The 21,270-nt window shown below is 47.2% G+C and carries 17 protein-coding genes; 14 read left to right on the top strand and 3 right to left on the bottom strand.

The genetic code is table 11. From position 1 onward, the window contains the following. Positions 1 to 18: 18 nt before the first annotated feature. The 8 genes from AC2CF9_RS15315 (at position 19) to AC2CF9_RS15350 (ending at position 11,074) form a co-directional block, all read left to right on the top strand. Positions 19 to 348 carry a hypothetical protein gene (locus tag AC2CF9_RS15315; RefSeq protein WP_484557383.1) on the top strand — a complete coding sequence of 110 codons (330 nt, stop codon included), beginning with the start codon at positions 19 to 21 and terminating at the stop codon, positions 346 to 348. Continuing rightward, positions 338 to 1,873: a site-specific integrase gene (locus AC2CF9_RS15320; protein ID WP_484557400.1), complete on the top strand. Its 1,536-nt coding sequence runs from the start codon at positions 338 to 340 to the stop codon at positions 1,871 to 1,873. The genes AC2CF9_RS15315 and AC2CF9_RS15320 overlap by 11 nt, the downstream gene beginning before the upstream one ends. A gap of 16 nt (positions 1,874 to 1,889) precedes the next feature. Next, on the top strand, positions 1,890 to 3,923 hold the full coding sequence (locus AC2CF9_RS15325; protein WP_484557384.1) for an integrase: 2,034 nt from the start codon (positions 1,890 to 1,892) through the stop codon (positions 3,921 to 3,923). Continuing rightward, positions 3,916 to 4,335 (top strand): hypothetical protein, encoded by a 420-nt coding sequence (locus tag AC2CF9_RS15330; RefSeq protein WP_047407003.1) that lies wholly within the window; start codon positions 3,916 to 3,918, stop codon positions 4,333 to 4,335. The genes AC2CF9_RS15325 and AC2CF9_RS15330 overlap by 8 nt, the downstream gene beginning before the upstream one ends. A 51-nt stretch (positions 4,336 to 4,386) precedes the next feature. After that, a complete protein-coding gene (gene drt3a / locus AC2CF9_RS15335; protein WP_484557385.1) occupies positions 4,387 to 5,736 on the top strand; it encodes an antiviral reverse transcriptase Drt3a in 1,350 nt (449 codons plus the stop codon). Next, positions 5,729 to 7,771, top strand: a complete 2,043-nt coding sequence (drt3b, locus tag AC2CF9_RS15340; protein WP_484557386.1) for an antiviral reverse transcriptase Drt3b — start codon at positions 5,729 to 5,731, stop codon at positions 7,769 to 7,771. Before drt3a ends, drt3b begins: the two co-directional genes overlap by 8 nt. A 1,360-nt stretch (positions 7,772 to 9,131) precedes the next feature. Then, positions 9,132 to 10,247: a type IV toxin-antitoxin system AbiEi family antitoxin gene (locus AC2CF9_RS15345; protein WP_484557387.1), complete on the top strand. Its 1,116-nt coding sequence runs from the start codon at positions 9,132 to 9,134 to the stop codon at positions 10,245 to 10,247. Beyond that, entirely contained in the window at positions 10,232 to 11,074 is an 843-nt protein-coding gene (locus AC2CF9_RS15350) for a hypothetical protein (protein ID WP_484557388.1), read from the top strand. The genes AC2CF9_RS15345 and AC2CF9_RS15350 overlap by 16 nt, the downstream gene beginning before the upstream one ends. Before the next feature lie 1,165 nt (positions 11,075 to 12,239). Here the strand turns inward: AC2CF9_RS15350 and AC2CF9_RS15355 are convergent. After that, positions 12,240 to 12,635: a transposase gene (locus tag AC2CF9_RS15355; RefSeq protein ID WP_039382017.1), complete on the bottom strand. Its 396-nt coding sequence runs from the start codon at positions 12,633 to 12,635 to the stop codon at positions 12,240 to 12,242. A gap of 527 nt (positions 12,636 to 13,162) precedes the next feature. Between AC2CF9_RS15355 and AC2CF9_RS15360 the strand changes: the two genes are divergently transcribed. Together AC2CF9_RS15360 and AC2CF9_RS15365 are read left to right on the top strand one after the other, a co-directional pair. Then, complete coding sequence (locus AC2CF9_RS15360) at positions 13,163 to 14,419, top strand: MATE family efflux transporter (RefSeq protein WP_039382019.1); 1,257 nt, start codon at positions 13,163 to 13,165, stop codon at positions 14,417 to 14,419. A gap of 8 nt (positions 14,420 to 14,427) precedes the next feature. Beyond that, positions 14,428 to 15,378 carry an ATP-grasp fold amidoligase family protein gene (locus tag AC2CF9_RS15365; RefSeq protein ID WP_039382021.1) on the top strand — a complete coding sequence of 317 codons (951 nt, stop codon included), beginning with the start codon at positions 14,428 to 14,430 and terminating at the stop codon, positions 15,376 to 15,378. Positions 15,379 to 15,430: 52 nt separating this feature from the next. On the opposite strand, the gene AC2CF9_RS15370 is transcribed toward AC2CF9_RS15365, so the two are convergent. Next, positions 15,431 to 15,712, bottom strand: a complete 282-nt coding sequence (locus AC2CF9_RS15370) for a YjcB family protein (RefSeq protein ID WP_150018217.1) — start codon at positions 15,710 to 15,712, stop codon at positions 15,431 to 15,433. Positions 15,713 to 15,929: 217 nt separating this feature from the next. Then, positions 15,930 to 16,358, bottom strand: a complete 429-nt coding sequence (gene soxS / locus AC2CF9_RS15375) for a superoxide response transcriptional regulator SoxS (RefSeq protein WP_484557389.1) — start codon at positions 16,356 to 16,358, stop codon at positions 15,930 to 15,932. 96 nt (positions 16,359 to 16,454) lie between these two features. Here soxS and soxR point away from each other — a divergent pair, with 96 nt between their 5' ends. The 4 genes from soxR to AC2CF9_RS15395 all read left to right on the top strand — a co-directional run bounded on the left by soxR (position 16,455) and on the right by AC2CF9_RS15395 (position 21,270). Beyond that, entirely contained in the window at positions 16,455 to 16,943 is a 489-nt protein-coding gene (soxR, locus tag AC2CF9_RS15380; protein ID WP_484557390.1) for a redox-sensitive transcriptional activator SoxR, read from the top strand. Positions 16,944 to 16,986: 43 nt separating this feature from the next. Continuing rightward, positions 16,987 to 17,652: a glutathione S-transferase family protein gene (locus tag AC2CF9_RS15385; RefSeq protein WP_039385684.1), complete on the top strand. Its 666-nt coding sequence runs from the start codon at positions 16,987 to 16,989 to the stop codon at positions 17,650 to 17,652. 477 nt (positions 17,653 to 18,129) lie between these two features. Beyond that, positions 18,130 to 19,479 carry an NCS2 family permease gene (locus AC2CF9_RS15390; RefSeq protein WP_484557391.1) on the top strand — a complete coding sequence of 450 codons (1,350 nt, stop codon included), beginning with the start codon at positions 18,130 to 18,132 and terminating at the stop codon, positions 19,477 to 19,479. A gap of 141 nt (positions 19,480 to 19,620) precedes the next feature. Further along, on the top strand, positions 19,621 to 21,270 hold the full coding sequence (locus tag AC2CF9_RS15395; RefSeq protein WP_039382034.1) for a Na+/H+ antiporter: 1,650 nt from the start codon (positions 19,621 to 19,623) through the stop codon (positions 21,268 to 21,270).

Raw genomic sequence — 21,270 nt, forward strand, 5'->3', positions numbered from 1 at the left:
TACAAGTCTGGACCAACTGTGGGTAATCCTATTTCGAAGGCGGGATATCACAAAATTTTTTCCGTGGTCAGGACTGTCTCGCCGCAATTGTATGCAGCGACCGGGCATTCGCTCCGTCATACCTGGAATCGCAAGTTTTCAGAAAGAATGGATGCAATGGATGAGAAAGTCAGCGAGGAACGCCAAGAACAGCTCCGTTCGTATTTAATGGGCTGGAGGGATGGCTCAGGAACCGCAGCTACTTACAACAAACGTTTCATTCGGCAAAAGGGTTTTGAGGCCGCTCTGGTATTGCAAGAAGGCAGCGGTACGCGTTTACCAGAGGACATGAAGAATGATGACGAATAAAGCTGTACCCGGAGCATCATCAGATCAAATCCGTGCCAAGGCCTATGGCTACTTCTTTCAGTTGTATGATCCATCGTGGGTTTTGGATAAAAATACAACTGTTACTCTTGCAGATATTCACCAACACTTGTTAGGCAAGGTACTTGATGGCTGCCTGCGTACACTAGCATTTTATGCTTCTAGTCTTTCCGCTTCTCATACTATGAACATTACTATGCGGTTTCAGCACATGCTGCGTGAGACTGAAGCGGAAGCAATCACTGATACGACATTGGTTAATTATCGGTCAATGTTGACGCCTGCAACAGAATGGTATCTGGCAACTATACGTGGCTTTCTTCGAACTTGGCACCAGCTTGGTTATCCTGGTATCAGCAAAGATGTGATCCGTTTGCTGGATGGCTGGAGGCTAAAGGGTAATCGTAAGGGAGATGCGGTTAAGCGTCAGGATCCTCAAGAAGGGCCTCTGACGGATAATGAGCTGACAGCGTTTAACGAGGGGGCTGTTCGAGCTTATGAAAAGAGCTTAATTACCATAGCGGAGTTGGCTATGGCACTTAGCATCAGTCATACAGGACGACGACCCATCCAGATCTCGTTGCTTCATGCGGTCGATGTGCTTTGCGGTAAAAATGAAAAGGGAGAGCCATTCTATGTTTTGAATGTGCCGCGAGCCAAGCAGCGCAGCGGTTCTTTTCGAATAAACTTCAAGCCATTTGCAATATCACTGGAACTATGGGCAATCCTGAGTGCTCAGGCAAGAAATGCGATTGCGCAGGTTGAAAATCGTTTGGGGTTTGAATTGCAGGAAGACGACCGGCAGCAAATCCCTCTTTTTCCTGATCTTGATGTGTTAGATGCCGTCCAATCTCCTTATGAATTCCGCCAACTGCTTGCTACCGACAAACTCCACATTTCCGCCGCAGAGATAACCGACACACTCCAATACATCGTAGAAAAGTCCGACATCCGGTCGGAACGTACCGGTGAGCTATTACATATCAATGCTCGTCGTTTTCGTTATACCACAGGCACACGAGCTGCCCGGGAAGGCTTTGGCGAGCTGGTGATTGCGGAACTGCTTGACCACGCGGACACCCAAAACGCAGGCGTTTACATCAAGAATATCCCCAAGCATGTGAAAAAGCTTGATGAGGCGGTTGGCTTCCAATTAGCACCATACGCTCAGGCCTTTGTCGGGGTACTTGTCGATTCAGAGAGAGACGCGCATCGAGGTAACGACCCTACCAGTCGTATTCGGACCGAGATGGGTCAGGGTGTTGGTACTTGTGGAGAACATGGCTTTTGTGGTGCCAATGTTCCTATTCCTTGCTACACCTGCATGCATTTCCAGCCTTGGCTGGACGGCCCACATGAAGACGTCTATCAAGGACTGCTCAACGAACGTGAACGGGTGAAAGAGATAACTGGCGACATCCAGATTGCTGCCGTACTTGATCGCAGTATTATCGCGCTGGCAGATGTGATCATGCGTTGTGCAAAACGTCGTGAAGAGCTTAGTTAACAAGGAGCAATAACCAATGGCTGAAATTTTCCTGTTTAAGCCAAAGGCTACGCTGACAGCAGCAGAAAACCTTGAAGCATTCATATCCCAGTGCCGAGATCAATTGACTGTATTCGGCTCTGATCTCAATTGGGAAAATCCTGTTTGGCCAAACATAACTGTATTTGCCAAGTTGGGCATTATTACGAGAAAACCCATACTGGAAGAGACGCAAGACCCTGCTTTTATTGATTTTGCCAAAGCCTATTTCCGTTACCAGCATGGGCATAGCCTCTCTAGGGCAAAGAATGAAAGTAAAGCCCTCCGTGCGGTTGAGGCGGCTTTGCTTCAAGTAAACGGAAACGCAAATATTGATGGCCTGTCGATTTCTGTGCTGGATGAAGCAGCTGAATTGGCAAAGCATTACTACTCCGATGGCTCCGCATATCATTGTGGCCGTGAGATTGAGCGGCTGGCTAAGTTTGTCGTTGAAAACCAGCTTGTATCATGTGCTGTGCAAAATTGGGTCAACCCCATTAAGCGTGCAGACGACAAGAACAAAACAGGTAGAGAGGCGAATAAAAATAGGGAAGAGAAACTACCGAGTGATATCGCTCTCAATGCGCTTGCGGAAATTTTTGCCAATGATCCAATAGACGGAAGAGACATATTTACAACATCGGTATTTGCCATGCTGATGTCAGCTCCTTCACGCATTTCTGAGGTGTTAGCACTTCCTGCGGATTGTGAGGTGTTCGAAACGGACCGCGATGGTATAGAACGCTATGGCTGGCGTTTCTTTGCCGGTAAAGGCTATAAGGGAGACATCAAATGGATACCTACAGTAATGGTCAGCGTCGCTAAAACAGCCGTCGCCAGAATTAAAATGTTAACTGAGAATGCTCGGCAACTGGCTAAGTGGATTGAGTCACATCCAAATAGATTTTACCGCCATGCTAACTGCCCTGATGTCGCCGATGATGAGCCTTTGACGGCTGAGCAGTCATGTATGGCTCTCGGTCTTGTCTCTGAATCCAAAAAAAAATGCCGTTCTTCTCTTTATAATCGAGGGTTGGCCCATAAAGATCGTGTGCATACACTAAGAAGCTTGTGGGAGCATACGTTGGCGCGTTTGCCTGATGACTTCCCGTGGTTTGATAAACACAAGGGAATTAAGTACAGCAATGCCTTGTTTGCACTGAATGCAAATCAGTTCCACGGTAACAGAGGATGCCTACCAGTAGAATTGCATAAGCCAACCAATAATTTCTTCAACAGCGATCTAACTCCTCGTCTTGCTTTGAAAGCAAAACACACCAGTATCTTTGATCGCCATCGTTACCATGCTGTAAACGGAGAACCGGTAAAACTGACCTCACACCAGGCTCGACATCTACTCAATACCATTGCCCAGCGCGGCGGTCTGTCAAACCTGGAAATTGCCAAGTGGTCGGGGCGGGCAGATGTGAAACAAAATCGAACTTACAACCACATGACTGAATATGAGCTGGTTGGCATGGCTGCACGCCTCGATCCCTCAAAAGGGCTACTTGGGCCTATTGGTGAGATTGAAAAACATCTGCCCGTGACTATTCGAGAGTTCAATACCTTAGAGCATGCCGCAGTCCATGTGACGGAGTATGGCTACTGCGTACATGATTACACCATCGGACCTTGCGAGAAGTTCCGAGATTGTATCAATTGTAACGAGCAGGTTTGTATCAAAGGCGAGGATACAGAAATATTGGATCGGATTAAGAAACGTTTGGTGACGTTGGAACAAATGCTTTGTATTGCTGATGAAGCGGTAGAAAGCGGCGAGATGGGGGCTGATCGCTGGTATCAATACCACAAGAAAACTGTCACCCGGCTTCGTGAGCTAGTCGCTATTTTAGAGAATCCAGACATTGAAAATGGTGCCCAGATTAAGCTCCGGGGCAATGATTTCAGCCAGCTTCGCCGTGTTGTCGCAAAGACTTCTATTGTGGTCATCGAGCAAAAAGGCAAAGAAAGTGAAGAAGCTGTGATGTTAGATGATTTGAAAACTTTGTTAGGAGGTGGCCTTGGCTAAGCATCTGGACAATAGAGACATTAACGCCATCGTGAATCTAATTCGAGGATGGCAGGAACCAAAACTGTCCTGGTCAGCAATCTGTGAGGCGGCAGAACCATTGGTCGGAAAGTTGCCATCAAGACAGTCCCTTAATGCACATGAAGCAATAGTGACTGCCTATCAAACAAAGAAAGAGGCGCTTAAAGGCCGTGGCCCCAAAAATCCGCGTCCAGCTAGTTTGAACATTGCAGCCGCTAGGATTGTGAATCTTGAAAGCGAAATCGAAGAGCTTAAGGAAGAGAATCGGAGGTACAAACAACAGTTTGTGATCTGGCAATACAATGCATACAAACATGGAATGACAGAACATCAACTTAATGCGCAGTTAACAAAGATTGATCGGGAACGTTCTGACGGTGAAAAACGATGATAATCATAGTAGGAAAATTGTCAGTTATATTGGTCATAAAGGAGATTGAAAATGATTGACCAGTCTTTTTCAGCAAAAAACTTTAGAAGAATATACGACTTGGATAGGAAAAATAAAGGTGCTATAGAAGTTGAACACTTTCCTGATGCTTATAAAATCAGGAAAAAAATGATAAGGCTAAAAGGTTTTATTTATTGGCTCGCAAGAAGACATAAAAATGGTCAGATTAGCACGGATAAATTTGAAGAAAAGAAAGGAAAAATTAATTCGCATATCAAACTAAGGAAGGAGCAATATAATAATGAAGTAAATAGTAAGTTGAAGGTTATTGCAAGTAATGTCAGTGTGAAAGGGTATACTTTACCTCTGACATTGTTGCCACAACAAGTGAAAAATAAAAATGTATATTCAATTGGGAATTCAGTTGAAGCATTATTTGTATCTTGGCAAATAAAATATATTTTAAGTTCTTTATACACAATAAAATCGAATAATAGGGATCTGATTATCAGTCGCCTAAGCGCTTTGGCTAAGGAAATGAGTCCAAAGTACATAATCAGGGCCGATGTTGAAAGTTTTTATGAATCTATAAATCATAAGTCTTTATTAGATATTTTGCATTCGTCACCTAAATTATCTGTTCCTCCACGTCGGGTTATTACGCAGTTAATTAGAAAGTATCAGGCTTTGACAGGGTTAGATAAAGGAGTGCCTCGTGGTGTAGGCATAAGTTCGTATTTATCTGAGCTGTATATGAGTGTTGTGGATAATAAAATAAGAACGCTATCAGATGTTACTTATTATGAACGATTTGTAGATGATTTGATAGTAATCTTCTCACCAAATAAAGGAGGGAATATAGGTGACTATCTCCCCAAGATCACTAATATTATAAATGACCGTGGCTTGCTTCTTAATAATAAAACAAAAGAGTTGGACTTATTTACGCAATCTAACAAAAACTTTGAGTATCTAGGCTATAAATTCCAGATAACTGCTGGAGGTTGTAGTATAAAGATGAGTTCTAATAAAGTCCAAAAAATAAGGAATAGGATTGATAAAATATTTTATGAATATAATCAGAGTGTTAGTAAAACACCGAAGAGAGCAGCAAGAAATATTTTACTTAGAATGAAATTCCTTACCGGAAATACTCGGCTTTATAATAGTAAGTCAAAAGCTTTTGTTGGCATATATTTTAGCAATCGATTCATAACTGATTTATCTGATTTAAGCGGATTAGATGCTTATTTATCTAACAAAATAAATGGATTGCAAGATCAGAAACTTAAAAAAAGAATTAGTAGGTTTTCTTTTAAAAAAGGATTTGAAGATAAAATTTTTAGGAAATTTAGTTTCATCGATTTTAGCGATATATCTAAGGGGTGGTCACATGTCTAAAAAAGCATTATCTATAAATTTCCCAATAGAGCGAGTAGTTCTTTCCGATTTTCTACCATATGAAGTTCCTATTATTTTTTCAAATAGACATCTCTACAACTTTATTGTTAAACATCAAATAAAACATGATGGATTGAATTTTATATGGTTAAAGAGAGATTGTTGTTTAAATAGTTTAATTCTACTTTTATTGGGTCTTGAACAGAACACCGCAACAGTTGAAATAGTTGATAATGGCATTAGTTATATTATTACAGATATTGAGCATGCTAAACTACCTAGTATTGCCTTTACTTTTCCAATTTCGCATAAGCATAAAGAATACAGATATTTGTCACTAATGCACCCTAAGGGGCAGTTATTAGGTGTTGATTTTTATAGAAATTATAAAGATTTAATAACATACTATTCTAATGTTAGCCCATTTAGCCTCAGATCAGCAAAAAGGGTCGCTGGTTGTACTTACATCGATTCGAAGTCTCTTATTGAAAGTTTTGACAAAGAAGATTTAAGTATTGAGGTTGAAGGCCAAGATTATGAAAATTTAAAATCTTTTTTTGTGTATAAGAAATATCGTAATATTTTTGAGTTTTATGAATCTGAAGATCATCATTGGTGTGAAAAACGTTTTAATTTTCTCTCTAAATTAGATGTATCTAACTGTTTTGATTCAATTTACACCCATTCAATTTCATGGGCTGTTTTGCAAAAAAGTTATGCAAAACTACATTTAAATAAAACAAAGTCGACATTCCCATTTAAATTTGATCAATTAATGCAGAGGTCGAACTACAACGAAACAAATGGCATAATAATTGGACCGGAATTATCCAGGATTTTTGCAGAGATAATACTGCAGTCCGTAGATAATAATATCATCAATGATCTTAATAAAGACGGTTTAGTTCTTGGGGAGGATTACCAAGTATATCGCTGCGTCGATGATTATTTCATTTTTTATAATGACGAGGATGTGTTTAATAAAATTAGAATAAGTACGCAGACAAATCTAAAGACTTATAAGCTAAGTTTGAATAAATATAAAGAAGAGAGGTTTTCGCGCCCAATAATAACGCCAATAACTATTGCCAAGAAAAAAATAGCGAATCTGATATCGGAAAGAATATCTTACAACATTGCTGAAAATGATTCTCTAGATGAAGATTCAAAGAAAGAAAATGTCTACATACATCAAAATAGTTTATCTACCGACTTTAAATCGATACTTTCTGTATCAGGCATAACATATTCAGATATCTTAAACTATTCATTGTCTATAATTGAAAGGAAAATCAAGACACTTTTTAAAGATTATAAAGAGCTTTCAAAAGATGGAAGTGGCGACCGCCAATTAATTAATGCTATTGTATCTGTGGTGAATTTCACATATTTTATATATGCAGTTGCCCCTAAAGTGAATAGCACCATAAAATTATGTAGAATAATTCAGCAAATAATTATGTTTGTTAAAGATCAAAAATTAGGTGAGGAATATCAGCATATTGTATTCAAATGTGTATTCGATAACTCATGTTCTATTTTAGATAAATATTCTGTTGATAAAACAACACCTATCGAAACCTTGTATTTATTAGTGCTGATTAGACAGCTTGGTAAATATTATTGGTTAGGTGAAAAAAGCTTGATGAAGTATTTTAATATTAGCTTTGATGGTGGTGTCTACTCATTTGATGATAACTTGAATTACTTTTCCATTACTTCTCTAATGTTTTATATGAGTGACAAGAAAAGATATGATGGAGTCAGGGCGCATCTTTTGCTTCATATTGATAATATTTATAGCATGAAAGTTGATACACTTTTAAATGAGTCTGAATTGGTTCACTTAACGTTGGACCTAATTGCTTGCCCATACATATCTGTTTCTTTTAAGAAGGCTCTGCTTTCTCGTTATGGAATTGACGAATCGTATGTAAAAAGAATTATATCATTAAATGAATATTGGTTTACAAAATGGAATGACTTTGATTTTGCAAAGGAACTGGACGCGAAACTTAGCAACGCTGTATACTGATAGGAAGCGCATCAGGCACCCTTAATGGCTGTTGGCAGCCGCACACACCAGCGCTAACAGGTATGATTGCCCTATGCATGGGAATTATGCTTGGCAAGATTCGCCTGAGTCTTTCCTTTGAGGTAACCCCCTACTGCACAGCTTTTGGCCTATGTAGTAGGGGGTTGTCGAGACAAAAGTGACTTAGGCATCATTCTATCCAGCTTGGAGACACACCGGATTAGGTTTACAGGTGTCAAAACCAGCCTGACTATTCTCTTACATACTTAATGTAAATTAATCAGTGTACCGTGACTTTGCACGGCGTTCTTGAGTGTTTTCGCCATGGTTGATTCGTTCATTACCACAAATATAACAAGAACATGAACAAGGTGTTTGGTAAATTTTCCCTACAACTTTCGGTGTTTTAGCGACCGTAGTTCGATATGTTTTTCTCTTGGATTTTAACCGATATATATGGTGGCGACGCCAGGCCCGATTTCTAACCATTTACATTCACTCCAAATTTCGAACGCGGCGTCATACCGCGCCCTTATCAATCTTTGGAGTTTTATATCAACATGGTTTTTCATGAATACCTCGGTATATGTCAACATATGGTGGAGCATTATATCACTAACTTGTGGATGAAAAGTCTGACACCCCACATTTTCATCTAGGCTCCATAATTGTCAATTATAAGACAGGCGATTAGGTCTATCAGTAGAACGGCGAAGACGGCTAAAACGAGCTTGCTGGTCGTCAGCGTGTTGCAACACGGTTAGTCCTGAGCTTACTGCCCGGGATTGATAGGCAACAGCAACGACCAATCTAACGAAAACAAAATTGTCTCATGATGCAAACTTGGTTTTTGGGCTGATCCATCTACTCAGTAATCGCTGCTGACAATGTAGTGTTTAATAGGTAAGGTTAGGGAAAACTTTACAAATAACATTACATTTTAAGTTTTTTCTCGGGGTGGGATGCCAATATCCCTTTACATATGGCATTTTTTTATTGATGGCACATATGGTTGTGACATATCAGGTGAATCTAACCGTTCTGAAGCTGACTGATAAGTCACCTTTAAAGATATATGCGCAAGCCCCTGTTAATACAGGGGCTTTTTATTTTTTACTTTCGGCACTCATCAAATATCAATTCATATCCGTTTTTTGATTCAAAGATCCTGCATGACAGCCAGGAGAAAAAAGAGTGACATATTTTATCTGTATGGACGCGCCAGCTCATGCAAAGCAGGAAAGAGCAATATTAGCATTAAAGCCATTATTAGCTGAGCAGCTAATGATGCAATTATGGCTAATATTAGCTAAGCTAGCTTTATTTTTGCACAGCTAATAACGGGCTGGAAACGAATGTCATGAGCCATTACCCACATTATTCAGGATTTGAACAACAGATGCTGGATGCACTGAGGGAAGCTATTGCTGAAGCCTTCGGCTCCGAAGCTTCTGTGCTGAATGCCTCACACGAGCTTCCCGAAGCTGGAGTTGAACTTGATGGCAAGATTGTGATCAAGACTCCGGGTAAAACCCTGCAGGTATTTGTCGACGTCAAAAAAAAGGTCTACCCAAGAGACCTGAGAAATGCTGTCTACCAGCTTCGCAGAAGCATAGATGAAACCAGTGATTGTCACGAAGCGATTGGACTGCTTGCTGCAGGTGAGTTGAGTCCCGGGGCTAAACAGGAGCTCAGGAATCAAAATATCGCCTCATTCGAGCTGGGGGGTAGCCTTTATCTGAAGCATGAAGGCTGGCTCATTAACATCGAAAAGCCTTCCCACCGTACCAAAAAGAAGACTCATGGCATTGAGCTTTTCACTGAGGCTCGGGAAAGTGTAATACATGCGCTTCTGATAAATAGCCATAAGTGGTTGACCGGCGCAGAACTGGCCGAAAATGCCGAAACATCTCCATACACCTGCTCTCTTGTCCTGCAGGAACTAACATTGCTTGAATGGGTGGAGTCTACTGGTAGAGGGCCGGGCAAGCGCAGAATGCTCACTCACCCTGATAAGCTTTTGGACGCCTGGTCTGAGCAGTGGCAGGGGCGTAAAGAAAAGAGGTCAAAGTGGTACACCTTTGTCGAAACGCCCGAGCATTTGCTGGCTCACCTGGCGGAAGAGATAGACCGTCAGAAAGTGGATTATCCGTGGGCATTTACGGGTGCTGCTGCAGCGAATGTTTATGCTCCACTGCTGACCAGTACTGAGGGAGCAGAGATCATTGTGCCCAGGGGCTATGCGGATAAGATGGCTGATAGATTAAACCTGAAGCCAGTGAGTAAAGGGGCAAACGTTACGCTCATTGAGCGCGAACCTGCGAGTTTGCTTTATCGATATATGCACTTGGATCAGCCTGTCTTTTTCGCCAGTCCTTACATTCTGTATCTGGACTTGTTAGATGGTCGGGGCCGCAACAAGGAACTGGCGCAACATATCAGAGAACGATTGGAGTCTTTATGGCAACGGAATTGAAACCTCGTACAGCGGCTGGATACGATCAAAATGTCACACTGGCATGCGAGAGGACGCTGCTTACACTGTTAAGCGCCTTTGGAAATTTGAGAGAAACTCTGAGACTTGTCGGTGGTTTGGTCCCCCGTTACCTTACACCAGCGACTCCGCCTGAAATTCCTGTACATGCGGGAACTTCAGACGTAGATGTTGTGTTAAACCTTGAAATACTGGCAGCCGGCAACGAGTACGCTAGCCTTGCGCAGCAGCTAAAAGCACGCGGCTTTACCCGATGGATTGAAGATGGGCAGCCTGCGTCCTGGCGCTGGCGTCGCAGGGTCAATGACAACATCGAAGTAGTCGTTGAGCTTCTCCGGGATGCGGGTAATGAGGAGCCAGGCCGGACCATCAGCGTCGATGGGGAAAGAGTTTCGGCGCTAACAATTAAGCATGCCAGAATCGTCCACGACTGGTATCAGGAGAAGACCGTTTCTGCACAGCTTCTGGATGGTAATGGTATATCAGTAGATACAGTGCGATTTGCAGACGTGCCAGCATTTGTGATTCTGAAAGCGCTGGCTTTAGATCAACGGCAGGAGAGGAAGGATGCTGCTGACCTAATCCACGTGATCAGATATTCCGGTTCGGTAGAGGAAGTCGCAGCTCTATTCGTTCAGCGTATTCGTTCAAAGCAGCACCCGGAGGCTTTGACGGACGGGCTGGCAGCGCTTGGCAGACGTTTTGGGGATGACGAGCATGGTGAAGGCTATGAAAAGGTGGGGGCTGTTGCCTATGCACGTTTCCATAGCGAGAACGATGAAGACGAAGATGAGCTTGTTAGCCGATAGCGTTTCGCTGCAGGGTTAGTTCAGAAGTTACTGACTGAGATTGAGAGGCAACGGACAGCCTGACGAAAACAGAAGTGCCGCAGCGTCAGCCCGGCAGGTTTACGCTGCGATATAGCCCGCCAGTAATGATGCGCTTTTTTACAGCCAGAGCCACGCGGGTTTTGCCCGGCTTATTATTATGTCGCTAACCGCTTTTGCTGAGGTTTCCAGACTCTCTGTTTTTCACGCCTCCTCATCCAGTGGCTGCGGCCAGTGATGTTCAGCCAGCGTCAATTTGTCGCGTTCTGCCGGCGTTTTTAAGAATTTAGCCCACCCGCTTTTGCTTGATTCCCCCGCCTCATCGCCTGCGCATCTGCCGCTATATGCCCTTAAGTGAGTAAAAAGCTCTTCTTTTAATCACCTTTTTACATAAAGCTCCGCCGCTCTGGCACGCTCACGCTGATGACAACCGGCCGGTACCGTCTGTTTTTTATACGTAGCGGGGTCGCATCTGCCTGTTCATGAGAAGAAATGAGAATAAAAAATGGCTAAAAGCGATCTGCTGCCCCCGGTTTTAATCAGAGAGTGGCCCTGTTTATCGGGAAGAAAAACCATTCAGGTATCAAGCGAGAGCGGTGTGGTTAAGAATGATCCCGGTCACAATCCGCAGAAAAATATTAAAACCAGCGACAAATAACCGCATGTTATTTATCGGTCATATCGCTTTTTATCTCATATAGTTTAAAGCTCATTACGTTTTTTAGCGGGAAAAGTCCTGGAGAAATTAAATCATAAATTGATTATCCCAGGCGACGCATCGATTTTTAAGCGCAGCCGTCAGGACCAGGGTAAATGAGAGGGTAAAAGTGGTGCAGCCGGAGGGGATGTTCAGTTGTGCTAATTAAAAACAACGATGATTTAAGGTCAGCAACAGCAGTGTTAATGAAATAAACGAAGCGCCAATCTCACCGCAATGAGATTGGGCAACGTCTAAATGGCTTAAAATACAAGGCTTTTGCTGGTGTTAATCAATTTTACCGCAAAAAAAGAAGCATTTTCCTGTCATTACTCATCAGGAAAAAGAGGTGCGAATTGTTATATTATGAACGCCGGATTAAATGATCTTTATCTCTTCTGGTAAGAACAAATCTCAGCATTTAGTCAAATAACAGCGGCCTTACAACTATTAGCGATTTTCCGATCCTGACGGATAGTGGTAAACGCTGCGGCTAATGTCGAGCAAACGACAGCTGCGGCGGGTTCCAATATCAAAGGTTGTCTGCAAAAAGTTGACTGCCTGACGCTTTTCGTTGGTGGTAAAGAAGTTTTTGAGTACGCTCTGCAGCATCTCTTTATCGGAACTTAGCGTTTGCAGCTCGCGGGTAAGATTTTGCAGCTTGTCCTCTAACTCTTTGATTTTTCTTCCTTCTTCAGAAGACAGACCTGAAAATTTCTTCTTCCAGCTGTAGAAGGTCGCCTCTGAAATGCCGAGCTCTTCACAAATCTCCCTGACTTTTACTCCTGTTTCAGAAGCTTTAATGGCATTGGTGATTTGCTCTTCGCTATATCGTGACTTTCTCATAAATGCTCTTACCTTTCTTATCAATTAGTGGATGAGAATTACTGTATTAATATCTGGTACTGCAAAAACGGTATTAATGCAGTATTAAAGTGCGCGATTTGAATTGCGAGGGATAAATTAAGATATTTAGAATAAATATCATCATGGGATAAATCTTATTTTATTATGAATGCCAATGAACATCTTCCTGGCATTGGCTTTTTGATATAGATTCATTCCATCCCAAATGCAGAAAAATACGACAAACATTGGATATTCGGTACAGCTTTCTTGCAAAAAAGAGAGGGCGTGCCAGTAAACTTTTGTCTCGAATTCGGGTTGAAATCGTTTACATCCGCTGAAATTCGCACCAGATTTAATCAGAATTTTCCTGAATTTCTCTTCTAAATCCTGACGCGAGTCTCATTTTTCGGACCAGCCTGGTTTGAAGTTATTAATTTTTGTCAGGCCCACTGAGCGCTTGTTAATTCATTTCAAGGACGTTTTACCGCAAGGCAGTTGCTGTAAGTAATACTAAGGACCAGTCAATGAAATTGAGCGTAATGTCTAATGCCGTCTGGATGATGTCTGAAAAAGTCGTCTCGGTGTTTGGCGTCATCTTTGTCACCTCCTATGTGGCAAAATCGTTTGGCCCGACCATATTTGGCCAAATGGCATTTTCAGCTTCGCTATTCTCCATGGTGCAGACCGTGGCGATTTTCGGTACCGAAACCATCCTGTTTAAGCGCATCAGCAAAAGTGCGCCTAAAGGTCTGCGTCTGATGGCCGTGGCGCGCACCATGCGCCTCGCCTTGCTGCTGCTGACCTCTATTCCGGTCTTGATTTGGGTCTGGTACAACATGCAGGAGAATTTTCTCGCGTTTGCGCTGGCCTCATTTATCTCCTCGGTATTTGTAACGCAGGACACTTTTAGCGTCTACAACAACGCACGTCTCGCGTCGCGGCTCAATACGCTGGCTAACTCAGTGGGACTGCTGCTTGGCTTTGCGCTGAGCTTTACCATCGCGTGGCTGCATCTCAATCCGCTGTGGCTGACCGTATCCATCGTGGCGGTAACGCTGGTGCCTTATCTCATCAAGCGCATCAATTTTTACCGTGAGCATCAGGATATTGCGCCGCCGCAGCAGAAACGCACTACCTATCTGCGCTACCTGATGTATGCCGGTTTGCCGCTGGCTATCTCCAGTATTTTTATCTCCGTGCAGGTGAAAGCGGCACAAATGTTTCTGGCCGGCATCGCCTCCGCCCGCGATCTGGGCCTGTTCGCCGCGGCCAACACCATTTCGGCTTCCTGGATTTTTATTCCGGTTGCCATCATCACTTCCTGCTTTTCGGAAATTTTCCGTGAGCGTGGAGCAGCCGCAATCAAACTCACCGCGCGGCTGAACGGCTATGTCATGGGAGTTTCATTGCTGTTATTGGCGGTGATCGCCATGTTTGGCGAGAAGATCATCATCGCGTTATATGGTCACGAGTACACACAATCGGGAAGTCTCGTTACGTTACTGTCGTTAGCAACCTGCTTTTCGGCAATGGGGACCGTAGCTTACCGCTACATGGTCAAAGAGGGCGGGTTTAACTATCTGCTGAAGAAGATCCTCTGCCTGATGGTTATCAGCCTGCCGCTCTCTTGGTGGCTGATCCAGGGCTACGGCATTATGGGTGCCGCCTGGAGCGTCTTCATCACTGAGCTGCTCTCCCTTACCGTAATGAATTACTTCTTTAAAAACGGCGTCATTCAAAAAATTCAGGTTTCCTCACTCAACTACAAAACCTACAAATGAGGTCAGATATGCTCAGGTTGAAAGAAGAACTCAGAAGAAGCGTTCAGTATTTTATCAAGAAGATGCCCTGGGCTACGCAGGATCGCATCTACTACTTCCGTAAATTCCGTAAGCTGCCTAATCTGCGCGAGCCAAAGGTGTTTAACGAGAAGGTGCTGTATCGCAAATTTGTGTATGGCGACTATCAAATCTATGGTCGCCTGTCGGACAAGTATTCAGTACGCGAATACATAGCTGAGAAGGTAGGCAGTGAGTATCTGATCCCGCTGGTTTACGAGACCAGCGATCCGCATTCGCTCCACACGCTGTCGCAGTGGAAGAACACTGTGATCAAGCCTAACCATGGTTCCAACATGGTTGAGATCCTGCTGGAAGAGCCGGATGCGCTGAAGAAGCAGCAGATCATCAGCGACTGTCATCGCTGGCTGAAAACGGACTTTGCGAATGAAGCGCGTGAGATCCACTATCGCTACATCAAGCCGCGGATTCTGGTAGAGCAGTACATTGGCGATGGCAAAAGTGCGCCGATTGACTACAAATTTCACATGTTCAACAAGCGCGATGGCAGTTTTGAATATGTGCTGCAGGTGATCTACAATCGCTGCAACCCGCTGTTGTCGATGAATTTTTACGTCAACAATCTGAACGAGGCGTATCACAAGATCCGCGATACCGGTCTGGATGTTGAGCCTATTCTGCCGCAGCTGCAGAAGGCGCTGGCGCTGAGTAAGACGCTGGCCAGCGATTTCGACTATGTCCGCGTTGACTGGTATATCCACGGTGAAGAGATCTACTTTGGTGAGCTGACCTTCACGCCGGGTGCCGGGCTGGTAACCGGTCTGGACCGCGGACTGGACCAGATGATGGGTGATATGTGGATTCAGGATCGTCGCGGTACGAAGAGACCGGGCGTTTCGGTTGCGGAAGTCGGTATTCCCGCCGTGTTGAAGAAAATTTGATCGCACAGCAATATAAAGAACCCCGCAGCGCGGGGTTTTTTATGCATACTGTTCAGGGTATTGGCCACTCAGTCGGCGCCTGACTCATCACATCGATAAAAGCCTGTTTGCTAATCTGCATAAAGTTGTGCACGTTCTCCATGCTCAGCGTAATACCCAGTAGTCCGGTCACAAACCAGCAGGACATCCCCACGCCAAGACCACCGCACAGCAGCGCCATAACCGGATGGCTCTTTTGCCGCAGTTTTATTTTCATCGAGCTGGCGAGAAACATCAGAACAGCGCTCAGAATACCCCAGCGCATTACCAGTAAACTGGTTGTTAACGTAGCCATTGACGCGAAACCTCTTCAAATCAGTAATATCCCTGACATTAACCGGACATCACTGACGGCAAAGAGCGCGTCAGGAAACGCTCTCACGTCGGATTAAGTGTGATTTGGATCACATTATATCAGCGGATTTGAAATTTTGAACAAATTTTGTACCCGCGAAGGCGGGCTGGGACGCGCGGCTAAAGTTGGAAGAGAGCGCCTGAAGCAGGCGCGCTGATTACCGGACAGGGCAGCATTCACCGGTGGTGCGCTGGGCGAAGCTGTTCATATTATCGCCGCAGTCAAAGCTAAGCAGGCGAGGCCGTTGCGCAATCGCCTGACGACGCATGGCGTGACGATACGCCGTAGGCGTCTGCGAAAACTGCCGGCGGAACACGCGCGAAAAGGTTTGCTGCGAATCGTAACCATACTGCATAGCGATATCAAAAACCGGTCGCTGCGTCTGCAGCAGCGCTTCTGCCGCCATCGTCAGACGTCGTTCACGAATATAGCCACCCAGCGTCTGTTTCGTGACGGTACGGAACATACGCTGCAGATGCCATTTTGAGTAACCCGATTTTGCTGCCACATCATCAATCGACAGTGCTTTATCCAGATTCTGATCGATCCAGTTAGTCAGTGAATGAATGATTTCCTGTTGCATCATAGCCTCATCCTTCTGAAGGGGTATCACCCGGTGAGAAATTCGTACTTTTGATGGTGAGCGAGTATAGTTCCTCAAGTTAACTTGAGGTAAAGGCTGATGGTAAAAAAAGAGCGTAACTATCCAAAGCCGGTGCTGACGCCAGGGGAAGTGGCTAAACGTAGCGGCGTAGCGGTCTCGGCACTGCACTTTTATGAAACCAAAGGATTGATCTCCAGCACCCGTAATAATGGCAATCAGCGACGCTACAGCCGTGACGTGCTGCGCCGCGTGGCGATCATTAAAATTGCGCAGCGTATCGGTATTCCGCTGGCGACGGTGGGTGAGAGCCTGATGCATGTCCCGGCGAATAAACGGATGTCGACACAGGAGTGGGATGCGCTGACGCAGCACTGGCGTGAGGAGCTGGATAAACGCATTGAGACGCTGACGCGGCTGCGGAACGATCTGGATGGATGTATTGGCTGTGGCTGTTTGTCGATGCGCGACTGTCCGTTACGCAACCCCGGCGACCGGCTGGCGCAGCAGGGATCAGGCGCCGTGCTGCTTGACCCGGAGCAGGGTGAGCAGGGTGAGCAGGGGCGTTAATCCGCTATACTGGTGCGATACCTTTATCAGCAAGGAGCTGTACATGATCACCGTTCATCATCTGGAAAACTCCCGTTCGCATCGTGTGTTATGGCTGCTGGAAGAGCTGGCGGTACCGTATCAGATCAAACGTTATCAGCGGGAAAATACGATGCTGGCACCCGACGAGCTGAAGAAGGTGCATCCGCTGGGGAAATCACCGGTAATAACCGATGGCAACCGCGTTATTGCTGAATCTGGCGCCATTCTGGAGTATCTGCAGCTGAAGTATGACAGCGAGCAGCAGCTGACGCTGAGCAATGAAGATGAACAGATTCAGGGGCGCTACTGGCTGCATTATGCTGAGGGATCGCTGATGCCGCTGCTGATCATCAAGCTGGTTTTTGCGCAGCTAAGCAAAAAACCGGTTCCCTGGCTGCTGCGCCCGATCGGCGGCGCCATGCGTAAAGGCATGGAGAAAGCCTGGCTGAATAAGCAGCTGGCGTTGCATACCCGCGTGATTGAACAGCATTTAAGTCAGCATGCGTTTTTTGCCGGTTCGCGTTTCAGTATCGCTGATGTTCAGATGAGTTTTCCGCTGCTGGCGCTTCAGATGCGCGGCGGCCTGCACGATCTGCCTGCCACCACCCGCTGGCTGGAAGAGATGCAGCAGCGCGCCGCCTGGCAGCGAGCGCTGAAGCAGGGCGGCCCGATTAAATTCAGCGACTGACGCCGGCCCGATATCCGGTAATCGCGGGGCCAGGGCGCCGATGTCGCCGCAGGGGGCGCATTAATGCGCCCCGGAGCGAATAATTACCGCGGGCCAGGGCGCCATTAATGGCGCCCCTACAAAACCCGTATGCGGCCCGGAATCCGGTAATCGCGTGGGCCAGGGCGCCATTAATGGCGCCCCTACAAAACCGTATGCGGCCCGGAATCCGGTAATCGTAGGGGGCGCATTAATGCGCCCCGAATTGATCCGCCGTCACCGCAGACGTGCTTTCTCCAGCCCGGTGACGATTAACAGTTGAAAACGTCACCCCAAACGCCAGATAATCGCCTGCCATTTTATCTCCCCCTCTTTGACGGGAAGTACATAGCTGCGTAATCGTTTGCGCCTCTTTTCTCTTTGAGAAATCCCCACCAGGGTGATGCGTAAGCGGCAGCTGTGCGGCGACTTACATCTAAAATATGCAGAGGAATAATTATGTCTGGCGACTCACGCCCGGCCAGTGGAAAACTGGACGCCTGGTTCCACATTTCAGCACGCGGCAGCAACGTGCGGCAGGAAGTGCTGGCGGGGCTGACCACCTTTCTGGCCATGGTCTACTCGGTTATTGTAGTACCGGGCATGCTTGGTAAAGCGGGCTTTTCCCCGACGGCGGTATTTGTTGCCACCTGCCTGGTCGCCGGGTTTGGCTCCCTGCTGATGGGACTCTGGGCCAATCTGCCGCTGGCTATCGGCTGTGCTATCTCGCTGACCGCCTTCACTGCATTCAGCCTGGTGCTTGGGCAGCACATCAGCGTACCGATCGCGCTGGGTGCCGTATTCCTGATGGGATTACTGTTTACGTTTATCTCGGTAACCGGTATCCGTGCCTGGATCTTACGTAATCTGCCGATGGGCGTGGCGCACGGTACCGGGGTTGGGATCGGCCTGTTTTTACTGCTGATTGCAGCAGACGGTATTGGTCTGGTAGTGAAAAATCCGGCCGCAGGCCTGCCGGTGGCGCTGGGCGATTTCACCGCGTTTCCGGTCATCATGTCGCTGGTGGGTCTGGCGGCAATCTTTGGCCTGGAAAAACGTCGCGTACCCGGCGGGATCCTGCTGACTATACTGGCTATCTCACTGATCGGGCTTGTGTTTGATCCGGCGGTCACCTGGCAGGGGCTGTTTGCGATGCCAAGTCTGAAGGATGCCAGCGGTCAGTCAGCGATGTTCAGTCTGGATATCGCAGGCGCGCTGCAGCCAGCCGTACTGCCCAGCGTCCTGGCGCTGGTTATGACGGCGGTGTTCGATGCGACCGGTACTATTCGTGCGGTCGCCGGGCAGGCCAATCTGCTCGATAAAGAAGGGCAGATCCTTAATGGCGGCCGGGCGCTGACCAGCGACTCCCTCAGCAGCCTGTTTGCCGGCCTGGTCGGTGCGTCTCCGGCAGCGGTCTATATTGAATCAGCAGCCGGTACGGCAGCGGGTGGCAAAACCGGCTTAACCGCTATCGTCGTGGGCGTACTGTTTCTGCTGATGCTGTTCATGTCGCCGCTTGCCGGTCTGGTGCCGGTCTATGCGACCGCGCCGGCGCTAATGTATGTCGGGTTACTGATGCTGAGCAACGTGGCAAAAATTGATTTCAGCGATTTTGTCGATGCCATGTCAGGCCTGCTGACCGCGGTGTTTATTGTGCTGACCTGTAACATCGTGACCGGCATTATGCTGGGCTTCGCCTCGCTGGTGATTGGCCGTCTGTTTGCCGGGGAGTGGCGCAAACTTAACGCGGGAACAGTGGCGATCGCTGTCGCACTGGTCACCTTTTATGCGGCAGGCTGGGCTATCTGACCACAGGCTCCAGTAATTTCCAGATAATCCCCTGACTTTGCCAGCGCCGCACATCGGGTCCCCCTATGTGCGGCGTTTTGTTTTACACTTTTTAGCGTAACGACCCTCGCTTTTAACCATTTCGATTCGCCTAAGGAAAGCATGGAAATCTTTTTTACTATTCTCATTATGACGCTGGTGGTCTCACTCTCCGGCGTCGCGGCAAGAATCCTGCCGTTTCAAATTCCGCTGCCGCTGGTGCAGATCGCAGCGGGTGCCTTACTTGCCTGGCCCACGTTTGGCCTGCACGTTGATTTCGATCCGGAACTCTTTCTGGTGCTGTTTATCCCGCCGCTGCTGTTTGCTGACGGCTGGAAGACGCCTATCAATGAGTTTCTGAGCCACGGTCGCGAGATCCTCGGGCTGGCGCTGGTACTGGTGCTGATCACCGTGGTCGGTATCGGCTACCTGATCTACTGGCTGGTACCGGGTATTCCGCTGATCCCGGCTTTTGCGCTGGCGGCCGTGCTGTCACCGACCGACGCCGTGGCGCTGTCGGGTATCGTTGGCGAAGGACGCATTCCAAAGAAAATCATGTCGATTGTGCAGGGTGAGGCGCTGATGAACGACGCCTCTGGCTTGGTATCGCTGAAGTTCGCGGTCGCCGTGGCGATGGGCACCATGGTCTTTACCTGGGGCGGCGCCAGCGTGGAGTTTCTTAAAGTGGCCATTGGCGGACTGATTGCCGGCGTGGCCGTTTGCTGGCTCTATGGCCGCTCGCTGCGCCTGCTGAGCCGCTGGAGCGGAGACGATCCGGCGACGCAGACCGTGCTGCTGCTGCTGCTGCCGTTTGCCTCCTACCTGATTGCTGAACACCTCGGCGTCTCCGGTATCCTTGCCGCCGTCGCGGCCGGGATGACCATCACCCGCTCCGGTATCATCCGTCAGGCGCCGCTGGCGATGCGCCTGCGTGCAAACAGCGTCTGGCAGATGCTGGAGTTTGTGTTCAACGGCATGGTGTTCCTGATGCTCGGCCTGCAGCTGCCGGATATCCTTGCGACGTCCGTTGAGCAGGCGAATGCCGATCCCAACGTCGAGCTGTGGATGCTGTTTACCGATGTCGCGCTGGTGTATGCGGCGCTGATGATTGTGCGTTTCGGCTGGCTCTGGATCATGAAGCGCGCCAGTATGCGCCTGCTGAAGAAAAAACCGCTGGAATTCTCAAACTACTCGCTGCGCGAGCTGCTGATTGCCTCTTTTGCGGGCGTACGCGGTGCGATTACGCTGGCGGGCGTGCTCTCTATTCCGCTGTTTCTCAGCAATGGCGAGCCCTTCCCGGCGCGTTATGAACTGGTATTCATCGCCACCGGCGTGATCCTCTTCTCCCTGTTTGTTGGCGTTATCCTGCTGCCTCTCCTGCTGCGCGGTATCGACAGCCATGATAAAGCAGGCCACCGTCATGAACTGCAGCATGCGCGAGCCGCGATGGCGGGTGTGGCGATTGAAAGCCTGCATAAGATGGAGCAGCGGCTGGAGAGTGATACCGAAGAGAATATCGATCCGGAGCTGCTTAAAGAGGTCAGCCTGCGGGTGATTGGCAATCTGCGCCGCCGCGTGGATGGCAAGGATGACGTGGATCAGGCGCTGTTTGCTGAGAATCTGGAGCGTCGTTTCCGTCTGACCGCGCTGCGCGCCGAGCGTGCTGAAGTCTATCACCTGCGCGCAACACAGCAGATTTCTAACGAAACGATGCAGCGCCTGCTGCGCGATCTCGATCTGCTGGAAGCGCTGCTGATTGAGAAAGAGGAGTAA

This window comes from Pantoea sp. SYBGC1 (assembly GCF_057197005.1).